Origin of the sequence: Enterovirga sp. GCM10030262, from assembly GCF_042666435.1 — a bacterium.
Lineage (GTDB): Bacteria > Pseudomonadota > Alphaproteobacteria > Sphingomonadales > Sphingomonadaceae > Allosphingosinicella.
In genome coordinates, this window is record NZ_JBHTDC010000001.1 from 1,751,250 (window position 1) to 1,769,724 (window position 18,475).

Annotated in this window: 17 protein-coding genes; 3 read left to right on the top strand and 14 right to left on the bottom strand. The window is 64.4% G+C overall.

Features of this window, described 5'->3' with window-relative positions:
• Nucleotides 1-43: 43 nt before the first annotated feature.
• The 6 genes from sucD to ACFQRC_RS08440 all read right to left on the bottom strand — a co-directional run bounded on the left by sucD (nucleotide 44) and on the right by ACFQRC_RS08440 (nucleotide 5,836).
• Nucleotides 44-928: a succinate--CoA ligase subunit alpha gene (gene sucD / locus ACFQRC_RS08415; RefSeq protein WP_379959984.1), complete on the bottom strand. Its 885-nt coding sequence runs from the start codon at nucleotides 926-928 to the stop codon at nucleotides 44-46.
• 28 nt (nucleotides 929-956) lie between these two features.
• Nucleotides 957-1,445 carry a hypothetical protein gene (locus tag ACFQRC_RS08420; RefSeq protein WP_379959986.1) on the bottom strand — a complete coding sequence of 163 codons (489 nt, stop codon included), beginning with the start codon at nucleotides 1,443-1,445 and terminating at the stop codon, nucleotides 957-959.
• Nucleotides 1,446-1,456: 11 nt separating this feature from the next.
• Nucleotides 1,457-2,419, bottom strand: a complete 963-nt coding sequence (mdh, locus tag ACFQRC_RS08425; RefSeq protein WP_379959988.1) for a malate dehydrogenase — start codon at nucleotides 2,417-2,419, stop codon at nucleotides 1,457-1,459.
• Nucleotides 2,420-2,616: 197 nt separating this feature from the next.
• Nucleotides 2,617-3,738, bottom strand: a complete 1,122-nt coding sequence (zapE, locus tag ACFQRC_RS08430; protein WP_379959991.1) for a cell division protein ZapE — start codon at nucleotides 3,736-3,738, stop codon at nucleotides 2,617-2,619.
• A gap of 118 nt (nucleotides 3,739-3,856) precedes the next feature.
• Complete coding sequence (locus ACFQRC_RS08435) at nucleotides 3,857-4,642, bottom strand: succinate dehydrogenase iron-sulfur subunit (protein WP_379959994.1); 786 nt, start codon at nucleotides 4,640-4,642, stop codon at nucleotides 3,857-3,859.
• A 183-nt stretch (nucleotides 4,643-4,825) separates the two neighbouring features.
• Complete coding sequence (locus ACFQRC_RS08440) at nucleotides 4,826-5,836, bottom strand: phosphoribosylglycinamide synthetase (RefSeq protein WP_379959996.1); 1,011 nt, start codon at nucleotides 5,834-5,836, stop codon at nucleotides 4,826-4,828.
• Between the two features lie 110 nt (nucleotides 5,837-5,946).
• On the opposite strand from ACFQRC_RS08440, the gene ACFQRC_RS08445 reads away from it, so the two are divergent.
• Nucleotides 5,947-7,455, top strand: a complete 1,509-nt coding sequence (locus ACFQRC_RS08445) for a hypothetical protein (protein WP_379959999.1) — start codon at nucleotides 5,947-5,949, stop codon at nucleotides 7,453-7,455.
• 144 nt (nucleotides 7,456-7,599) lie between these two features.
• Here ACFQRC_RS08445 and creD read toward each other — a convergent pair whose 3' ends face one another.
• The 6 genes from creD to sdhA all read right to left on the bottom strand — a co-directional run bounded on the left by creD (nucleotide 7,600) and on the right by sdhA (nucleotide 13,099).
• Complete coding sequence (creD, locus tag ACFQRC_RS08450) at nucleotides 7,600-8,997, bottom strand: cell envelope integrity protein CreD (protein WP_379960002.1); 1,398 nt, start codon at nucleotides 8,995-8,997, stop codon at nucleotides 7,600-7,602.
• Between the two features lie 73 nt (nucleotides 8,998-9,070).
• Entirely contained in the window at nucleotides 9,071-10,042 is a 972-nt protein-coding gene (locus ACFQRC_RS08455; RefSeq protein WP_379960005.1) for an MBL fold metallo-hydrolase, read from the bottom strand.
• A gap of 199 nt (nucleotides 10,043-10,241) precedes the next feature.
• The gene (locus ACFQRC_RS08460) at nucleotides 10,242-10,439 is read right to left on the bottom strand and encodes a type II toxin-antitoxin system HicA family toxin (RefSeq protein WP_379960008.1); all 198 of its coding nucleotides are present in this window, start codon (nucleotides 10,437-10,439) and stop codon (nucleotides 10,242-10,244) included.
• Entirely contained in the window at nucleotides 10,439-10,747 is a 309-nt protein-coding gene (locus ACFQRC_RS08465) for a DUF1902 domain-containing protein (RefSeq protein WP_379960010.1), read from the bottom strand. The genes ACFQRC_RS08460 and ACFQRC_RS08465 overlap by 1 nt, the downstream gene beginning before the upstream one ends.
• Before the next feature lie 31 nt (nucleotides 10,748-10,778).
• Nucleotides 10,779-11,312, bottom strand: coding sequence for a GIY-YIG nuclease family protein (locus ACFQRC_RS08470; protein ID WP_379960012.1), 534 nt, complete (start codon nucleotides 11,310-11,312; stop codon nucleotides 10,779-10,781).
• A complete protein-coding gene (sdhA, locus tag ACFQRC_RS08475; RefSeq protein ID WP_379960015.1) occupies nucleotides 11,312-13,099 on the bottom strand; it encodes a succinate dehydrogenase flavoprotein subunit in 1,788 nt (595 codons plus the stop codon). The genes ACFQRC_RS08470 and sdhA overlap by 1 nt, the downstream gene beginning before the upstream one ends.
• A 328-nt stretch (nucleotides 13,100-13,427) precedes the next feature.
• Here sdhA and ACFQRC_RS08480 point away from each other — a divergent pair, with 328 nt between their 5' ends.
• Both ACFQRC_RS08480 and ACFQRC_RS08485 read left to right on the top strand, forming a co-directional pair.
• A complete protein-coding gene (locus ACFQRC_RS08480; RefSeq protein WP_379960017.1) occupies nucleotides 13,428-15,083 on the top strand; it encodes a site-specific DNA-methyltransferase in 1,656 nt (551 codons plus the stop codon).
• Nucleotides 15,073-17,631, top strand: coding sequence for a DEAD/DEAH box helicase (locus tag ACFQRC_RS08485; protein WP_379960019.1), 2,559 nt, complete (start codon nucleotides 15,073-15,075; stop codon nucleotides 17,629-17,631). Before ACFQRC_RS08480 ends, ACFQRC_RS08485 begins: the two co-directional genes overlap by 11 nt.
• Before the next feature lie 48 nt (nucleotides 17,632-17,679).
• Here the strand turns inward: ACFQRC_RS08485 and sdhD are convergent, their stop codons facing one another.
• Complete coding sequence (gene sdhD / locus ACFQRC_RS08490) at nucleotides 17,680-18,069, bottom strand: succinate dehydrogenase, hydrophobic membrane anchor protein (RefSeq protein ID WP_379960021.1); 390 nt, start codon at nucleotides 18,067-18,069, stop codon at nucleotides 17,680-17,682.
• Entirely contained in the window at nucleotides 18,066-18,461 is a 396-nt protein-coding gene (gene sdhC, locus ACFQRC_RS08495; RefSeq protein ID WP_379960023.1) for a succinate dehydrogenase, cytochrome b556 subunit, read from the bottom strand. The genes sdhD and sdhC overlap by 4 nt, the downstream gene beginning before the upstream one ends.
• Nucleotides 18,462-18,475 lie beyond the last annotated feature (14 nt).

The window sequence follows — 18,475 nt, forward strand, 5'->3', positions numbered from 1 at the left end:
CTTCGCTGGCGCCTGCCCGGGGCGACCAATTATCCGATTGTACCTAAGCCTGCAAAAGCCCGGCCAGGGTAGTCCCGAGCTCAGATGGGCTCGGGCTGACCGTAATTCCAGCCGCTTCCATCGCCGCGATCTTGTCCTCGGCGCCGCCCTTGCCGCCGGCGACGATCGCCCCGGCATGGCCCATGCGTCGGCCCGGAGGCGCGGTGAGGCCGGCGATGAAGCCGACCATCGGCTTCCTGCGCCCGCGCTTCGCCTCGTCGGCGATGAACTGCGCCGCTTCCTCTTCGGCCGAGCCGCCGATCTCGCCGATCATGATGATCGACTTCGTCTCGTCGTCGGCCAGGAACAATTCGAGCACGTCGATGAAGTTGGTGCCGTTCACCGGATCGCCGCCGATGCCGACCGCAGTCGTCTGTCCCAGGCCCGCATTGGTCGTCTGGAACACCGCCTCGTAGGTGAGCGTGCCCGAACGGCTGACGACGCCGACCGAACCCTTGGAGAAGATGTTGCCCGGCATGATGCCGATCTTGCACTCACCCGGCGTCAGCACGCCCGGGCAGTTCGGCCCGATGAGGCGCGATTTAGAGCCGGAAAGCGCCCGCTTCACCCGCACCATGTCGAGCACCGGAATGCCTTCCGTGATCGCGACGATCAACGGCACCTCGGCATCGATCGCCTCCAGGATGGAATCGGCGGCAAAGGGCGGCGGCACATAGACGACCGAAGCATCCGCTCCGGTCTTCTCCACCGCCTCGGCGACCGTGTTGAACACCGGCAACCCGATATGCGTCTGTCCGCCTTTGCCCGGCGTGACGCCGCCGACCATCTGCGTGCCGTAAGCCAACGCCTGCTGCGTATGGAACGTGCCGGTCTCGCCGGTCATGCCCTGCGTGATGACTTTGGTGTTCGAATTGACGAGAATACTCACTGCTATTCCTTGTCTTTAACCATGCGTGCTACTTCGTGGCACGCGCTGCTATTGAAATTTGGAGAACCTTCAGGCCGTCCTTGTTCGATAGCCGAAGGAAAAACTGCGCTTCTCCTTCGGCTGTAGAAACATTCCATGTCAGGCCATCGGGAATCGCTTCATGGCTTACAGGCAGTTCGACCGATTGAGCTAACAAGCGCTGAGCCGTCTCGAAATCAGCTTCGGCGGCAACTCCACTCATCACGTAGCAGAGATTGACTTCGCCATCTTTTCTTAATTGAAGTTGTATCGGCCACGCATTGAACGTTTCCCGGTCTGGTATACGAGGGACCAACTGGTATCGCCGGGAGGATTCAGATATCGCCTCCCTTTGCGCGTCCTGATCCCTCGGGTGGGCCGCGCAGATGTTTGCGAACTCGTTGACAACGACGGCGACGTCGGAAATCTCGTTAGCATTTGCGGCGGTGGGGCTGCCGAGGCAACTTGCTAACAATAGCCAGATTCCCTTAATTCTCATTCGAGCCGCCGTCAGGCTAGCGAGCTATCGATGCCCTTGCAGGCAACCAAGAGCTCTTTCACCGCATCGACCGAGACCTCGAAATTCTGCTTGGCGGTCTCGTCCAGTTCGATCTCGACGATGCGCTCGACGCCGCCCGCGCCGATCACCACAGGAACGCCGACATAGAGATTGTCGACCCCGTACTGGCCGGTGAGGTTCGCAGCCGCCGGGAGGACGCGCTTCTTGTCCTTGAGGAAGCTCTCGGCCATCATGATCGCGGCTGTCGCGGGGGCGTAATAAGCCGAGCCGGTCTTGAGCAGGCCGACGATCTCGCCGCCGCCGCTGCGGGTGCGCTGGACGATGGCGTCGATCTTCTCCTGCGTGGACCAGCCCATCTTGATGAGGTCGGGGATCGGGATGCCGCCGACGGTCGAATAAGCCGGGACCGGGACCATCGTGTCGCCATGGCCGCCGAGCACGAAGGCAGTGACGTCCTCGACCGAGACGCCGAACTCCTCGGCGAGGAAGTGGCGGAAGCGGGCGCTGTCGAGCACGCCGGCCATGCCGACCACCTTCTCCGCCGGAAGGCCGGAGAATTCGCGCAGCGCCCAGACCATCGCATCGAGCGGGTTGGTGATGCAGATGACGAACGCGTCCGGGGCGTGCGCCTTGATGCCCTCGCCGACGGCCTTCATCACCTTCAGATTGATGCCGAGCAGATCGTCGCGGCTCATGCCGGGCTTGCGCGGCACGCCGGCGGTGACGATGCACACGTCCGCGCCGGCAATGTCGGCATAATCGTTGGTGCCCCGAAGGTTCGCGTCATAGCCCTCGACGGGTCCGGCCTGCGCCAGGTCCAGCGCCTTGCCCTGGGGAATGCCCTCGGCGATGTCGAACAGGATGATGTCGCCCATCTCGCGGATCGCGGCCAAATGGGCCAGCGTGCCGCCGATCATGCCGGCGCCGATAAGCGCGATTTTCTTCCGAGCCATGCGGAGTGCAGCCTTTCTTCTCTACCAGCGGGATCGGCCGCACACGGCCGCAAGAATAGTGGCGCCCGCTTAGCCCCAAGGTGCAGGAGGGGCAACCGCTCTATTAGCCTTACCGTCATTCCCGCGAAGGCGGGAGTCCAGCCTGACTCGGTGCAGGCGGCGCCGCATGGATTCCCGCTTTCGCGGGAATGACGAGGTTAGGGCGCTTGGGCATCCTCGCCGTGTCCCTTGGCCAGATAATCCTCCGACTGCATCTCGATCAGCCGCGAGGCGGTGCGCTCGAACTCGAAGATGCCGTCGCCCGCCGTGTAGAGCTCGGCCGGCGCCGCGTCGGCGGAGGCGAGCAGCTTGACCTTATGCTCGTAGAGCGCGTCGATCAAAGTCACGAACCGCGCCGCCTCGTTGCGATTCTCCGGGCCGAGCCTGGGGATGCCGACGACGATGACCGTATGATAGCGCCGGGCGACGGCGAGATAATCGGGCGCGCCGCGCGCCTCGCCGCACAGCCGCTTGAACGAGAAGACGGCCACCCCCTTCAGGCTCTTGGGCACATGCAATGTGCGGCTGCCCTGAACCGGGATATCCTCGGACGGGACATGCGCCCTGTCCTCGGGCGGAAAGTCGGTCAGGCGGAAGAAGGCGTCGCGCATCGCCACCGTCGCGACGGGACCATTGGGCACATGCCAGGTCGGCATGCCGCCGAGGCGCTCCAGCCGATAATCGACGGGGCCGTTCAGCGGGACCACGTCCATCTGCTTCTCGATCAGGTCGATGAAGGGCACGAACAGCGCGCGGTTGAGGCCGTTTTTGTAGAGGTCGCGGGGCGGACGGTTGGAGGTGGTGACGACGGTCACGCCTTCGTCCAGCAGCTTCGAGAAGAGCCGCGACAGGATCATCGCGTCGGCGGTGTTGTTGATGACCATCTCGTCGAAGGCGAGGAAGCGCGCATCCGCCGCGACCGCCTGAGCGACCGGCGGGATCGGGTCGCCTTCCTCCTTCGCCCGCTCGGCCCGCAGCCGCTCGTGCACCTCGAGCATGAATTCGTGGAAATGGACGCGGCGCTTGGGCGAGACGTCGATCGTCTCGAACGCCAGGTCCATCAGCATCGATTTGCCGCGTCCGACGCCGCCCCACATATAGACGCCGCGGTGGCCGTCCGGTTTCGCGCCGAAGAGGCGGGAGAGGAAGCCGGGCCTTTCCTGACGGTGAAGATCGGCGGCGAGGCGATCGAGCACGGCGACCGCGCGGGCCTGGTCGGGATCGGGCTTGAGCTCGCCCGAGGAAAGAAGGGCCTGATACCGGGCTGAGACGGCGGTCATTCTGCTTCCCCGAGCCCGCTCGTCCCGAGCGTAGTCGAGGGGCGCTGCCACGGAGTCATCACATGCGCCCCTCTACTTCGCTCGGGACGAACGAAATCCTTTGCGAACCGGTTCTGACCTATACCGCCCGCTCGACCAGCATCTTCTTGGTCTCGGCGATCGCCTTGGCCGGGTTCAGCCCCTTGGGGCACACGTTGGCGCAGTTCATGATCGTGTGGCAGCGATAGAGGCGGAACGGGTCCTCCAGCTCGTCCAGCCGCTCGCCCGTCATCTCGTCGCGGCTGTCGGCGAGCCAGCGATAGGCCTGGAGCAGGATGGCGGGGCCGAGGAACTTGTCCGAATTCCACCAATAGCTCGGGCAGGAGGTCGAGCAGCAGGCGCACAGGATGCATTCGTAGAGGCCGTCGAGCTTGGCCCGGTCCTCCGGCGATTGCAGCCTTTCCTTGCCCGAAGGCTCGGGCGACACCGTCTTCAGCCACGGCTGGATCGACGCATATTGCGCGTAGAAATGGGTAAAGTCCGGCACCAGGTCCTTGACGACGTCCATGTGCGGCAGCGGGGTGATGCGCACTTCGCCCTTCACATCCTCGATCGCGGTGGTGCAGGCGAGGCCGTTGCGACCGTCCATGTTCATCGAGCAGGAGCCGCAAATCCCCTCGCGGCAGGAGCGGCGGAAGGTCAGGGTCGGGTCCTGCTCGCTCTTGATCTTGATGAGCGCGTCGAGGACCATCGGCCCGCAGCTGTCGAGATCGACCTCGAACGTATCGTAGCGCGGATTTTCCGCCGTATCGGGATCGTAGCGATAGACCTTGAACTTCTTCACGCGGGTGGCGCCGGCCGGAGCCTTGTGCGCGCGCCCCTTGCTTTTGATCTTGCTGTTCTTCGGAAGCGTGAATTCGGCCATGTCTTTTCCCTTGCTGCGGGCGGGATAGCGCGTCGCGGGCGTTCGCTCAATGGGCCGATGGACAGGTGTCGTTGACGCCCTCCTCCGTTGGCCCTGAGCTTGTCGAAGGGCTGCCCTTCCCTTTGGCGCTCAAGGAAAGCGAGGGCTTCGACGAGCTCAGCCCGAACGGATGGAGTTGCGAGTCTATGCCTCCAGCAATCCGTGCCGCCTCAGACTCTCGCACAGGATCGTCTCGATGAGCTGCTCCTGCGTCCACCCCGCCGCTTTGGCCGAGCGCCCATAGACCTTCTCCGACCACAGGTTGCAGTTGAGATTGACCTCCAGCATCCGGACCTCGCCTTTCTCGAGATCGAGCCGGAATTCGTAGCGGCCATAATCGAAGGGACGGAAGACATCGACCATCTTGCGGGTCAAAGCGTCGATCTTCGGCTGCCACTCGGCGTCGTCGAACTCGATCAGCCGGTATTTCTGGGCGCGATCGACCAGGTCGCGCTTCTCGTAATAGGTGCGAAGGTGCGACGGGTCGGCCTGCTCGAACAGCATCATCGGCATCACCACCGGCTCGCCGCCGACCGTGATAACCGGCACCTCGACATCGCTGCCGTTGAGGAACGGCTCGACGATCGCGTCATGACCCTCCGCGTGGATGCCGGCGACGGCCTCGGCCACCCCCTTCCAGTCGTGCGCGTCGGACACGCCCCAGCTCGCCGAGGAGGCGTTGGGCTTGATCACCATCCGCTCGGCCATCGGGCAGTCCGCTTCGCGCACCGGCGCGCCGCGGCGGTAGATCGCCCAGGGGCTGGTCGGCACGCCGCGCGCCTTCGCTTCCAGCTTGGTCGAATGCTTGTCGTCCGAAATGCCGCGCAGGATCGGGCTCGCGCCGAGGAAGGGGATGCCGTGGCGCGTGCACAGCAAGGGCAGCATCATCTCGCTGTTGAGGAAGCCGCCGCGGTTCAAAAGCGGGAAGACGAAATCGACGTTGGGCTTGTCGAACAAAGCCTCGTAGCGATTCTCCAGCACCAGGTTCAGCCCGAGCCCCTGCAATATCTCGCGCACCTCGACATGGTAGAGGGCGTGATTGCCGTCCTCCGGATGCAGCCCGCCGCCCCATTTGGCGTGCTTGGCGATGAACATGATCTTCAGGCGCCGCTTCGCTTCGTCGGGAAGGGTGAGCGGCCGGACGGACTGGAGCACTTGCGAATTGCCTTTCGAGGGTCGGCGGCCGCGGCAGAGGATGCCGAGCCGGCGCCAGAGCTAATAGTGCCGAGATGGACCAAGGCCAAGGGGCGGCTTATGGGGAGACGATGAAGCAGGACAGTGCCGCCAGCAGGGCGATGACGGAGGGCGGCGACGCCCGTCTCCATCTGGACCCGCAAACGGGTCTCAATCGCTATTTTTCGGCGCCCCGGCCGAGCGACGTGCTCGCTTATGCCTCCTCGACCGCCAACGACATTTCGGCGGACGCCTTCGTCCATGTCGACTCGGTGATGAAGGAGTTGGCGCCCGGCGGGGAGCTTGCGCCCAAAGGCTATGCGGCGCATCTGGAGCAGCTTCGCCGGCGGATTCGGCAGGCCTATTCCATCCCGCATGACGTTGAGATCGTCTTCGCCCCCTCGGGCACGGACCTTGAATATGTCGCGCTCGCCTGCGTCGCCGGCAAGGCGGCGGGCGGAACCCACAACATCCTGCTCGGCGCCGACGAGGTCGGGAGCGGCTGCATCCACTCCGCCCATGGCCGCTATTTCGCGAACGAGACCGCTCTCGGCGTGGCGACGAAGCCCGGCGAGGGTGTGCCGGGCCTCGACGACACCCATGTCGACCTGATCGACATTCCGGTGCGCGACGCGCGCGGCTATGGCCGGCCATCGTCTGACATCGCCGCCGCGACCGAGGAAGTGATCGGCGCGGCGCAGGCGGCGGACCGCCATCCCCTCATCCACGTCGTTCACGGCTCCAAGACCGGGCTGATCCTGCCCTCCATGGCCGATATCGACCGCCTGCGCGCCGCCCATGGCGAAGACGTCACCTTCGTCGTCGACGCCTGCCAGGCGCGGATCACCTCCGCCGCCATCGCCGATTATCTGGCGCGGGACGCGATCGTCTTCATCACCGGCTCGAAATTCATGGGCGGCCCGCCGTTCAGCGGTTTCGCGCTGGTGCCGCCGTCGCTGGCGAAGGGCGCGGCCCCGCTCCCCGCAGGCCTCGCCACCATCTTCCGCCGCGCCGAATGGCCGGATGACTGGCCGGGCGCGGGGCGGCTGCCGGACGGCGCCAATCTCGGCCTGTCGCTCAGGCTGGAAGCGTCGGTGTTCGAGCTGGAGCGTTTCCAGGCGCTGCCGCTGGAGACGGTGACGCGAGTCATCCTCTCCTTCCACGCCGCCGTGCGGGGGGCGATGATCGGGCCGCTGCCTATCCGCCGCGTCGCGCCCTATCCGCCGGGCGACCGCGCCGAGGCCGACAGCCACCCGATCGAGATGCGCACCTTGTCCACCCTCGACCTCTCGGCGCTCGGCGGCGGAGCGACCTTCGAGGACGCCCAGCGCTGGCACAGGGATCTCCTCGCCCACGGCATCCGCCTGGGCCAGCCGGTCAAATGCGTGACGCTCCCCGACTCCGGATCGGCGTCCGGGGCAGGCGGCCGCTGGGGCGCGACCTTGCGCATCGGCCTGTCGATGCCGAACATTGTGGCGCGTTCGGCCTTGTCGGACGCCGCGCTCACCCGCGCCTTCGAGGCCGACATGGACAGGATCGAACTGGCTCTGGCCGCGGTCTCCGGCCAGCAAGGCAGGCCGCCACTCGCCGAGGCCTGTTAGAGCGACGTCTCGACCGTTCGTGTCGAGCGAAGTCGAGACACCCCTTCGAGCGAAGTCGAGAAACGAGCCTCGGCTACGCTCGGCAGAGCCCCTCGACTTCGCTCGGGGTGAACGGACCATTGAAACCGAGTCGATCCGTTCGCTTCAGACGGACCCCTCCACCGTCTCCCTCGCGCCCCAATTGAGGTTGCGGGTCAGGTACATCACCGCCGCCAGCGCCGCGAACAGGAGCAGCGAGCCGATCAGCAGCGAGAAGGCCTCGAGGCTCAGGAGCACGTAGAGCACGACGTAGAGCGCAACGAGCAGGGCGCCGATGAACAAGGCGCGCCGCCAGCTTTTCAGCACCGCCGCCGAATAAGCGGTGACGAGCCCGATGATCGCCGCGCTCGCCGCCACATAAGCGGCCGCGAAGCCGATCACCTCGGCAAAAGCGAGCAGCAGCACGAAGAACAACACCAGACCGGCGCCAACCAGCAGATATTCCACCGCCGACACGCGGACGCCTCCGATCACGTCGAACAGCAGGAAGGCGAGGAAGGTGAAGCCGATGAACAGGAAGCCGTATTTGGTGGCGCGGTTGACGCGGGAATAGAGATCGACCGGCTGGACCAGATTGATCCGCGCCTCATAGCCTCCAGCAGGCGCGCCGACGGCATAGGGATCCATGACCGGCTGGCCCGGCGCCCGCTGCGTGTCGGCCGGTGCCCCCGTCCCGACCAGCGACTGGCCGAGCGCGAGGTTGCCGACCCGGTAGGTGGCGGTGAAGCCCTGTTCGGAAACGCTCCGCTCGACCGGCAGGAAACCGCCCTGGAAAGAGGGATGCGGCCACGGCGACGTGACGCGCCACCTTGTGTCACCCGCCTGCGGCGAGAGGCTCAGCCAGCCATTGCCGCGAAAGTCATAGGCGAAATCCACGAGGATCGGCGATCCCGCCAGCGCGGCCGCGTCGAGCCAGGCGAAGAAGCCGGAGCCGCCCGTCGCCGGCGTGCCGCCGCCCGGCTGGAGCCGCAAGGCCCGTCCTGCCACCGACACGCGCGGCGGCTGCCCGAACAGCCCGCGCGGATCGCCGAGGCCGAAGCGCAGCTCGGCGCGGTCGAGCGCCATGTCGGACACGGCGACTCCGAAGCGCGACAGGTCGGCGGGCATGGCGAAGCGCGCCTTGCCGCTCATCGTGGCCTCATAGACCACCGCCTCATAGATCGAACGCTGGCGCCGCTCCGGGCGGATCGCGGTGGCGAGGTCGGCGGTCTCCGGAGAGAGGCTGAGCTCCTGCCAGACCTGCCGCGAACGCACCACCGGCCGGCCGGCCTCGGTCACCGTTTCCGTCACCGTCGCGCGATAGGGAATGACGAGCAAAGGCCCGGCCACCTGCTGCGGCCCGCCCCAGCCCTCGGCAATCGACGCCCGCGCCGTTTCCGACTGCATCTGGCGGTCGTAGACCAGCAGCCAGACCGAGAAGAGCGGGATGGAGAGGAGGAGTCCGATCAGGATGGTGAGGCCCAGCTTCGCGCCGGGTGAACGATCGGCGGCCAAGATTCCCATGCGGCGATTCCTCTTTCTTGCTCGATTCATCGCTGCTTATGCACGGTTCGTCGACAGGATGCCAGAGCCAATATCATGCGGGCGGGCAAAAGCGCCGCCGCTCCTCGGGCGCCGAGCGCAGCCGCGTGTCGAGATAATAGCCCGCCATCTCCGCCACGCGCGCCTGGTCGCTAGCCGGAATGAAGCGCGCCGCGTCGCGCTGCCAGCCGGCGACGCATTCGGCCCTGCTCCGGTCGGACTCGGCGCAGTTGAGGAAGTGATTATAGGCCGCGCGCCATGCCAGGAAATCCGAGCGGTCCATCACGTCGCCATGGCCCGGCACCAGAATCGTGAACGGAGTCGCGGCGATGGCATCGAGCGCATCGCGCCAGCCTTCGGGGCAGGCCGTGTCCATGAACGGCACCAGCCCGACGACGAGATCGCCCACCACGGCGAGCCCGCTGGCTTCGTCGAATATCCAGATGTCGCTCTCTGTGGCCGCATAAGGCGCGAGGTTCACCGCCAGCGTCCGTCCGGCTATCGTCATCGTCCCGGATCGGCTGACGATATCGGTGGCGCGGAGCGAATGCGGATCGTCCATCGCGGCGAAGTCGCGTCGGATCTCAATCTCCCGCTCGGCGCTGGCCTGCCCCGATTCGAGATAGGCCTCGGCCGCGGCCCGGCTCTTCGGGAAGAAGTCCTTGAGCGCGCCCTCGACGGCGGCGCTCGCATAGAGCTTCGCGTTCGGATAGGCGGCGCGAATCTCGGCATTCCCGCCATTGTGGTCGAGATGCCAGTGGGTGTTGACGATCGCGACGATCGGCCGGCCCTTCGCCTTCGCGAAGGCCAGCAGCTTCCCCTGATGCACCGAATGACGCCCGGTATCGACCAGGATCAGCCCCTCCGGCGCGTCGAGGAACACGCTGTTCCCGTCCGGCCCCCTGCCCGGAGCGAAGCTGCCGGGAATTACATGATAACCGAGCGGATCGTCGGCTTTCGCGGCGATAGGCGAGCAAGCCGCGAGCACCGCCGCAACGGCCCATCTCCATTTCCCGACAATCGACATGGCGCCCCTCCCATGCGCGCGCCGGATCGTGCGCGCGTAGATCGACGCCGAAATCGAACGTCGCTTCGCGCCAGCACTCTGATTCAGCCGGTATGATTCTCCACCCGCTCTTCGGCGGATGCGATCGTTGGTTCGACCAGATGCAGATTGGACCCGCCCGAGTCATCGCGCGGCGATCTCGCGCCAAAGGAATTAGCCGCTAAAGTTTGTGGCTGATGCCGGCCTGCTTCAATATGCGCATGGCCGCCTTACGAGACCGAGTCCCCCGATCCACGCTCACCCGTCGACCCGTGGCGGGATTGGTCCAGATTTCGTGATTGCCCTTCGCATGACGCAGGAACTCCCAGCCATTGTCCGCCAATATCCTCCCCAGGAGCTTTCCATAGCCCTCGACCATCAAGCAGCGGCGGGTCGCTGCAGTTCGTGATGTGCGACGAGCCTGAATTCATGAGGCCCCTGGCGCCGCTCCGGGGCAATGAATTGCCCGTTGGCATCGACCATCTCCGGCACCAGATATTCCAGCTTCTCGGCGAGTTGCTCGAGCGTGTCCGCTTCGGCCACAAGCCCGGGCACCTCGCTGTCCGAGGTCCACCAGACCTTTGCCTCGGGATCATAATCGGCTCGAATCGTCCACAATGTCATGGCTGCCTCGCGCGGTGAGCTTTCGACAGTGAATATGTATGCGCCGGCCTGGCTTGCAACCACGGCCGATCATGGGAATGCCGGTCTGGCGCCGTCAAGCCTCCGCGCGGAGCCGCGTCTCGATGCCTCTTCGTAAATCCGAAAGACGGCGATGGTCGTCGGACTGGATGCAATCACGCAAATTGAGAGGCGGCGCGAACCGAGCGATCAGCCGGGGCTCAATCTGGGCTGCCTCGGCGCAAGGCACGACCGACACATAGAGATTCCGGTGCATCCATCGATCGAGCGCGGCCTCGGACGCCTTCTCGAGCGCCCATGTCTTATAGGACCCGTCGCGCGCGTTCACGCGGCGAGGCGCCAGCTCCAGAGTCTGGACCAACAGGGCGGCGAGGCTCTTGCGCGGCGAATGATTTCGGGTCTTGCCGTTGAAGTGGCATCGGGTCGCGAGACCGCCGGCCCCGTCGGCCTTGCCGATGTATATCAGACCGTCAGGGCCGGGGCACACAACCGGCAAGGAGCATCCCGCGCGCAGGAAAAGCGCATAGAGACCCGGCGACCCATCGAGCGTCTGGTCGGCGCGCGGCTTGCGGTTGGCCGGCTCGAACAGCCGGACAACCACATTTTCCATCAATAAACCCGTGCCTTGGGCTTGATGTAGGCGATGTCGTCCGTGAGCGTGTAATCGTGGACCGGGCGGTAGTCGATCGTCACCCGCCCCTTATCGAACCACGCCACTGTATGCTTCATCCACTCGGCGTCGTTCCGCTCCGGATAATCCTCGTGCATGTGGGCGCCGCGGCTTTCCTTGCGGTTGGCGGCGCTGTGCATCGTGACGACGGCCTGCGGGAGCATGTTGTCGAGCTCCAGCGTCTCGATGAGGTCGGTGTTCCAGATCAGGCTGCGGTCGGTGACGTGGATGTCGGCGAGGCGCTGGTGCACCGCGTCGATCTTCGCCTTGCCCTCGTTCAGCAGGGCCTCGGTGCGGAAGACGGCGCAGTCGGACTGCATCACCTTCTGCATGGCGAGGCGCAGGTCCGCGGTCGGGCTGCCGCCCTTGGCGTGACGGTAGCGGTCGAGACGGCCGATCGCCTTTTCTTCCGAGCCCCTGGCGAGCGGCCGGTGCCTGGCGCCCTTGTCGATCACCTCGCCGAGGCGATGGCCGGCGGCGCGGCCGAAGACGACGAGGTCGATCAGGCTGTTCGAGCCGAGGCGGTTGGCGCCGTGGACGGAGACGCACGCCGCCTCGCCGACCGCGAAAAGCCCGGGGACGACGCTGTCGGGATTGCCGTCCTTCAGGGTCACGACCTCGCCGTGGAAGTTGGTCGGGATGCCGCCCATATTATAATGGACCGTCGGCACCACCGGCAGCGGCTGGCGGGTGAGGTCGACGCCGGCGAAGACCTTGCCGGTCTCGGTGATGCCGGGAAGGCGTTCGGCGAGCACCTTGGGATCCAGATGATCGAGGTGCAGGTAGATATGGTCCTTGTCCTTGCCGACGCCGCGACCTTCGCGGATCTCCATCGCCATCGAGCGGGAGACGACGTCGCGTGACGCCAGATCCTTGGCGGACGGGGCGTAGCGCTCCATGAAGCGCTCGCCTTCGCTATTGGTGAGATATCCGCCCTCGCCGCGCGCGCCTTCGGTGATGAGGACGCCGGCGCCGTAGATGCCGGTCGGGTGGAACTGGACGAACTCCATGTCCTGGAGCGGCAGGCCGGCGCGCAGCACCATCGCATTGCCGTCGCCGGTGCAGGTATGCGCGGATGTCGCCGAGAAATAGGTGCGGCCATAACCGCCGGTGGCGAGCACGACGGCCTGCGAACGGAAGCGGTGGACGCTGCCATCCTCCATGCACAAAGCGATGACGCCCCGGCACTCGCCGCCCTCCATGATGAGGTCGAGCGCGAAATATTCGATGAAGAAGTCCGCGTCATATTTGAGGCTCTGCTGATAGAGCGCGTGGAGCATGGCGTGGCCGGTGCGGTCGGCGGCGGCGCAGGTACGCTGGGCGGGCGGGCCTTCGCCCATATTCTGCATCATGCCGCCGAACGGGCGCTGGTAGATGCGGCCCTCGGTCGTCCGGCTGAACGGCACCCCGGCATGTTCCAGCTCATAGACGGCGGCCGGCGCCTCGCGGCACAGATATTCGATCGCATCCTGGTCGCCGAGCCAGTCGGAGCCCTTGACGGTGTCGTACATGTGCCAGGTCCAGTGATCCGGGCCCATATTGCCGAGGCTCGCCGCGATTCCCCCCTGCGCGGCGACGGTATGGCTGCGGGTCGGGAACACCTTGGTGATGTTGGCGGTCTTGAGCCCGGTCCCGGCCGCGCCCATCGTCGCGCGCAACCCCGCCCCGCCGGCGCCGACGACGACGACGTCATAATCGTGATCGATGATCTTGTAGGCGTCGGCCATCGCGCATTCCCCAAAAAGTGATGGGACGGATCCAGAGCGGCTTCCGGGGGAAGCCGCGCCATCCCATTTTACGGGGGCCCCAGAGGAACAGGTGAAAGCGGCCCCGCGGAGTACCCCGTCTGCGGTGCTTTTAGGACTAAAGCGGGAGGTTGCAAGGGTGGGGGCTATGGATGGCTTCCTGGCGGCGATCGGCCAGAGTGAGCGACCGCCTCTCCGCCATAGCGATCGACCAAGATGCGGGAGAGGGCGATGACGTTCTTCGCCTTGGCCCCCTATCCCTTTGCCCTTACCGCCGCGCCTGCTAGCAGAGCGGCCGGAAGGATATTTCATGCCGACGCTGGAGTTCAAGGGTAAGCCATTCGTCTATTCGCACCATCTGTCGGTGCCGTTCCGCCAGTTTGTGATCGATGCGGACAAGTCGCTGCCTTCGGAGGGCAGCGCTCCATCGCTCGACGACAATCTCATCATTCACGGCGACAATCTGGAGGCGCTGAAGGCGTTGCTGCCGCGCTACGCCGGCAAGGTCGACGTCATCTATATCGATCCGCCCTACAATACGGGCAACGAAGGCTGGGCCTATAACGACAATGTAAATGCGCCCCAGCTAAGGGCGTGGTTGGGCAAGGTTGTCGATGCCGAAGACATGGAACGCCACGACAAATGGCTGTCGATGATGTGGCCGCGATTGCAGTTACTGAAGGAATTACTTTCGCCGAACGGATACATGTTCATCAGCATCGATGACAAAGAGGTTCACAGATTGCGGACCATCGCGGAAGAAATTGGCTTCTTATTGGTCGTTGAACTCGTGTGGAAAAGTCGAAAATTTGTAGACGCGCGGGCAAAAACAGGTGTGTCTAATGACCACGAGTATATCCTCACATTCGCTTTAGACGAAGCTGAGGGCTTCCGCGGCGTTGAACGTGACGAGTCTAAGTTCTCCAATCCGGATGGAGACCAACGCGGAGACTGGATGAGCCGCAGTATTCTGGGTTTGGCAAACCCAGAGCAGCGTCCCAATCTACATTTTGAATTTACTGATCCAGAGAGCGGCTTCAGCTTTTCACCTCCCCAACAGACAGGATGGCGTTACAGCAGGGAACGGATAGCGACGATGATTGCAGAGAAACGGATTCTCTTTCCTGCGACGCCTGACGGTAGGCCACGAGAGAAGAAGTTTCGATCCGAGATGTCACGCGAGTTTTCGACGTTTCCGTCAATCATCGATGACGTATTCACGTCGGATGGAACGGCAGAAGCACGATTGATCATTCCCGAGCAATCGTTTGATTTCCCAAAACCGTCTCAGCTCGTTCAACGTCTTTTGCGGCAGGTCGATAGTAACGACGCGCTGATCCTCGACTCCTTCGCCGGTTCCGGAACCACCGGCCACGCTGTCCTCGCGCTCAACAAGGCCGATGGCGGCAACCGCAAGTTTATCCTGATCGAAACCGAAGATTACGCCGACGCGCTGACCGCCGAACGGGTGCGCCGCGTCATCAAGGGCGTGCCGGGGGCGAAGGATGCGGCGCTGAAGGAAGGGCTGGGCGGCAGCTTCACCTATTGCGACCTGGGCGAGCCGATGGACCTTGAACGCTTCTTCGGTGGCGAGGGGACGCCGCCGACATTCGAGCAGGTGGCGGATTATGTCGCCTACACGGCGACGGGGAAAACGTTGGAGCGCGCGAGCGGCCAGGACGGCTTCGTCGGCCATGCGGGAGGATATCGGCTGCATCTGATCTATCGCCCCGATCCCAAGTGGATGCGCGGGGAGGAGGCTAAGCTCGACCTGACCGTTGCCGAACGGATCGCCGCAGCGGCGAAGGCCGATGGCGGCAAGCCAGTGCTGGTCTTCGCTGCGCAAAAGATGATGGGGCAGCGCTGGCTGACCGATCTCGGGATTACCTTCTGCCAGCTTCCCTATTCGATCCACCGCATACTTGGCGACGGCAGCGAGGGGGTAAGCGGGGTCGATGCGGCTTAAGGAATATCAGCTCGATACGCTCGATACGCTTGACAAATTCGTCGAGCGTTTGGTGGCGGCGCGCAGCGACCTGACTGGCACGATTGCGGCACTCGCCAATGTGCCGGAGCCAACCCGCAGCGAACTCGTCTCAAAGCTCGATGACCCGGCAGTCGCAGCCTGGAACAAGGCCCGCGCAGATGGCGTCGCAATCTCACCCGCCGATTGGCGACCGCTCGCGGACGGGCATGGAGAGCAAGTGCCGCATGTCTGCCTGCAACTGCCGACGGGTTCTGGGAAGACGCTGATCGCGGGCCATGCGGTCGGGCGCGTGCTGTCGGGTCTCGACAAGGCGATGACCGGCTTCGTGTTGTGGATCGTTCCGTCCGAGGCGATCTACAAGCAGACGCGGAGAGCGCTGCGTGACCGGGGCCATCCGCTGCGGCAAGCATTGGAGGTGGCGAGCGGCGGGCGCGTCAAGCTCCTGGAGAAAGGCGACGACTTCACCGCCGCCGATGTCGCCAACGAGCTGCCGGTGATGCTCCTGATGTTGCAATCGGCGCGGCAGCCGAAGGCCACTTCCGAGCAAAAGGCGCTCAAGGTGTTTCGCGAGAGCGGCAATTACGCGAGTTTCTTTCCCGATGCCGACGACGCCATCGCGATGGGCAAGCTGCGAGCGGCGGTGCCCAATCTCGAAAGCTACGATCTGGGCGGCGGTGGCGTTGCGGGGGCGGTGATTCAGAGCCTCGGCAACACGTTGCGGATCGTCCGTCCGCTCGTCGTGCTCGACGAAGGCCATACGGCCTACAGCATCGACCGGCGCAAGCTGCTCGGCACGTTCAACCCTCGCTTCCTGCTCGAATTGACAGCAACGCCATCGGCCGAACATTCGAACATCCTCGTCAAAGTCGGGGGCAAGCGACTTCGCGATGCCGAAATGATCAAGCTGCCGATCGAGCTGATCGCCGACCATAAGGCGCAGTGGAAGGACACGCTAAAGGCAGCACTCGACAAGAGGGCGGAACTGGAGACGCGGGCACGCGAAAACCATGCGCGCGGCGGGGCCTTCATTCGCCCGATCATGCTGGTGCGAGTCGAACGTACCGGCAAGGACCAGCGTGACGGCGTGCATATCCATACCGAAGATGTCGTCGCCGCCTTGAACGACATGGGCGTGCCAACCGGGGAATGGGTGCGGCGGCAGACCGCGAGCGTCAAAGAACTCGACGGCGAGTTGATGAGCGACACGAGCCAGGTACGTGTGATCGTCACCAAGGACGCATTGCGCGAGGGCTGGGATTGCCCGTTCGCCTATGTGCTGGCTTTGCTGTCGAAGACCCAGGCCCGCAACGCTCTGACACAGATGATCGGGCGAGTGCTGCGCCAGCCGTTTGCCAAGCGAACGGAGGTGGACGATCTCAACAGCGCCTGGGTCTATTGCGCCGATCTGGCGGTCAAGGATGCTGTCGAAAGCATCCGCAAAGGCCTCGAACAGGAAGGCATGGGTGACCTCAAATATTCGATCAAGGGAGCGGGGGCGCCGGCCGAGACGAAGCGGATCGAGCGGCGAGACGTGTACAAGGGCGAGCGTATCCTGATCCCGCGCGTGACCCATGTCGACGGCAAGGGTGGCTGCCGAGAACTCGATTTCGACCTCGACATCCTAAGCGAGGTGCAATTCGATGCGCTGACCTATGACAAGGCCGCGACGCTGACGCTCGACGATCTGGGCGCGCAGCGGCGGGCGGCGCGGTTCGATTATTCTGACGAAGGCGCGATCGAGCGGGTGGGCGCGGTGGTCCGCGAGACGCTTGGCAACAGCATCGACAAGCCTGACCTTGCGCGCCGACTGCTCGGGCTAATCCCCAATCCCTGGATCGGTTACAAGCTTGTCGACGAAGCGGTGGCGACGCTGAAAGAGCGCGGGATCGACGAGGCGGAAATCGCCAAGGGCCGGCTCGATTTGCTCGATTCGATGCGGGTCGAGCTGGCGGCGAAGGCCGACACGGCCGCGCGGGCGATCTTCGAACGCAAACTGAAGACCGGAGTGATCGCATTCCGGCTGACTGGGGCTAAGGCCGATTGGGAGATGCCCCCTTGGGATGAAGTCGAATTCAGGCCCTTGTCGGACACTTGGGAAACCGATGCCGACGGCGAGCTCTTGCAGCGCACTCTTTTTGAGCGGATTAAGCATGGCGAGTTGAACGGGTTCGAAAGGGACGTTGCCCTCTATCTCGACGGCTCGAACGCCATTGCCTGGTGGTGGCGGCTTACTTCTCGCGGCGCATGGGGCCTGCAGGGCTGGCGGAGACATAAGGTCTATCCCGATTTCCTGATGCGCCTCTCGGGCGACGGCCGGCGGATGGTGGTGCTCGAAACCAAGGGTAAGCAGCTCGACAATGAGGATACGGCTTTCAAACGCGAGCTAATGGAGGCGCTTGGAGCGACCTACCAAAAGCCGTCACCGGGCGAAGAGGAGCTGTTCGACGATTCGCCTGACGCCATTCGGTTCAGGATGCTGATGCAGGAAGAGAATTGGAAAACGGAACTCAGCACTGAACTGACTTAGGAGCGCCAATTATAGCACGTCGCGACGATGTGCTGAACGTCGCCTGAGCTATCCAGCATCCCCGCCAAACGCGATCTTGAGGACCGCGAAGAAGGCCAGCGCGCCCACCGCGATGGTGAAGAAATTGAGCAGGGTGATGGAGAAGAATTTCATCCCTTCCTCATGGACATAATCCTCGATCACCACCTGCAGGCCCAATTTCAGATGCCAGAAGGTCGAGACGATGAGCAGCAGCATCGGCACCGCGCCGAGCGGGGCCGCCAGCCATTCGGTCACCGCCGAATGTTCGAGGCTCGGAAGACGCAGCAGCGAGACGACGAACCAGACGAACAGCAGCAATGTCGAGACCGAGGTCAGCCGCTCCAGCCACCAATGATGCGCGCCGGAACGGGCCGAGCCCAGCCCGCGCACGCGCGCGATCGGCGTCTCCATCCTCATGCCCTCACTCCCAATATATAGAGCCAGGTCAAAGCGGTCAGCACGATCGCGACGGCGACCGTCACATTGGCCCAGAATTTGTTGGTGGAAAGCTCATAGCCCGCGCCCATATCCATCACGAAATGGCGAAGGCCCGAGGCGGTGTGCTGGAAGAAGGCCCAGGTGAGGCCGATCCACACGACGATCCCATACCAGCTGCGCGCATGGCCGACGAAACTCTCATAAGCCTCCGGCCCGCTCGCCGTCGCCGCCAGCCACCAGGTGAACGCGAGCGCGCCCAATGTGGCGAGGCCGGTGCCGGTCACCCGGTGCAGGATCGAAACCAGCATCCCCGGCCCCCAGCGCCAGATGCTGAGGTGGGGCGAAAGCGGGCGCGACGGATTGCGGTGCATGGACTTGGCTTCCC

Coding starts and splice junctions, on each gene's coding strand:
- ACFQRC_RS08420 (WP_379959986.1), bottom strand. CDS start 1,445: ATGAGAATTAAGGGAATCTGGCTATTGTTAGCAAGTTGCCTCGGCAGC.
- mdh (WP_379959988.1), bottom strand. CDS start 2,419: ATGGCTCGGAAGAAAATCGCGCTTATCGGCGCCGGCATGATCGGCGGC.
- zapE (WP_379959991.1), bottom strand. CDS start 3,738: ATGACCGCCGTCTCAGCCCGGTATCAGGCCCTTCTTTCCTCGGGCGAG.
- ACFQRC_RS08435 (WP_379959994.1), bottom strand. CDS start 4,642: ATGGCCGAATTCACGCTTCCGAAGAACAGCAAGATCAAAAGCAAGGGG.
- ACFQRC_RS08445 (WP_379959999.1), top strand. CDS start 5,947: ATGAAGCAGGACAGTGCCGCCAGCAGGGCGATGACGGAGGGCGGCGAC.
- creD (WP_379960002.1), bottom strand. CDS start 8,997: ATGGGAATCTTGGCCGCCGATCGTTCACCCGGCGCGAAGCTGGGCCTC.
- ACFQRC_RS08455 (WP_379960005.1), bottom strand. CDS start 10,042: ATGTCGATTGTCGGGAAATGGAGATGGGCCGTTGCGGCGGTGCTCGCG.
- ACFQRC_RS08460 (WP_379960008.1), bottom strand. CDS start 10,439: ATGGTCGAGGGCTATGGAAAGCTCCTGGGGAGGATATTGGCGGACAAT.
- ACFQRC_RS08470 (WP_379960012.1), bottom strand. CDS start 11,312: ATGGAAAATGTGGTTGTCCGGCTGTTCGAGCCGGCCAACCGCAAGCCG.
- sdhA (WP_379960015.1), bottom strand. CDS start 13,099: ATGGCCGACGCCTACAAGATCATCGATCACGATTATGACGTCGTCGTC.
- ACFQRC_RS08480 (WP_379960017.1), top strand. CDS start 13,428: ATGCCGACGCTGGAGTTCAAGGGTAAGCCATTCGTCTATTCGCACCAT.
- ACFQRC_RS08485 (WP_379960019.1), top strand. CDS start 15,073: ATGCGGCTTAAGGAATATCAGCTCGATACGCTCGATACGCTTGACAAA.
- sdhD (WP_379960021.1), bottom strand. CDS start 18,069: ATGAGGATGGAGACGCCGATCGCGCGCGTGCGCGGGCTGGGCTCGGCC.
- sdhC (WP_379960023.1), bottom strand. CDS start 18,461: ATGCACCGCAATCCGTCGCGCCCGCTTTCGCCCCACCTCAGCATCTGG.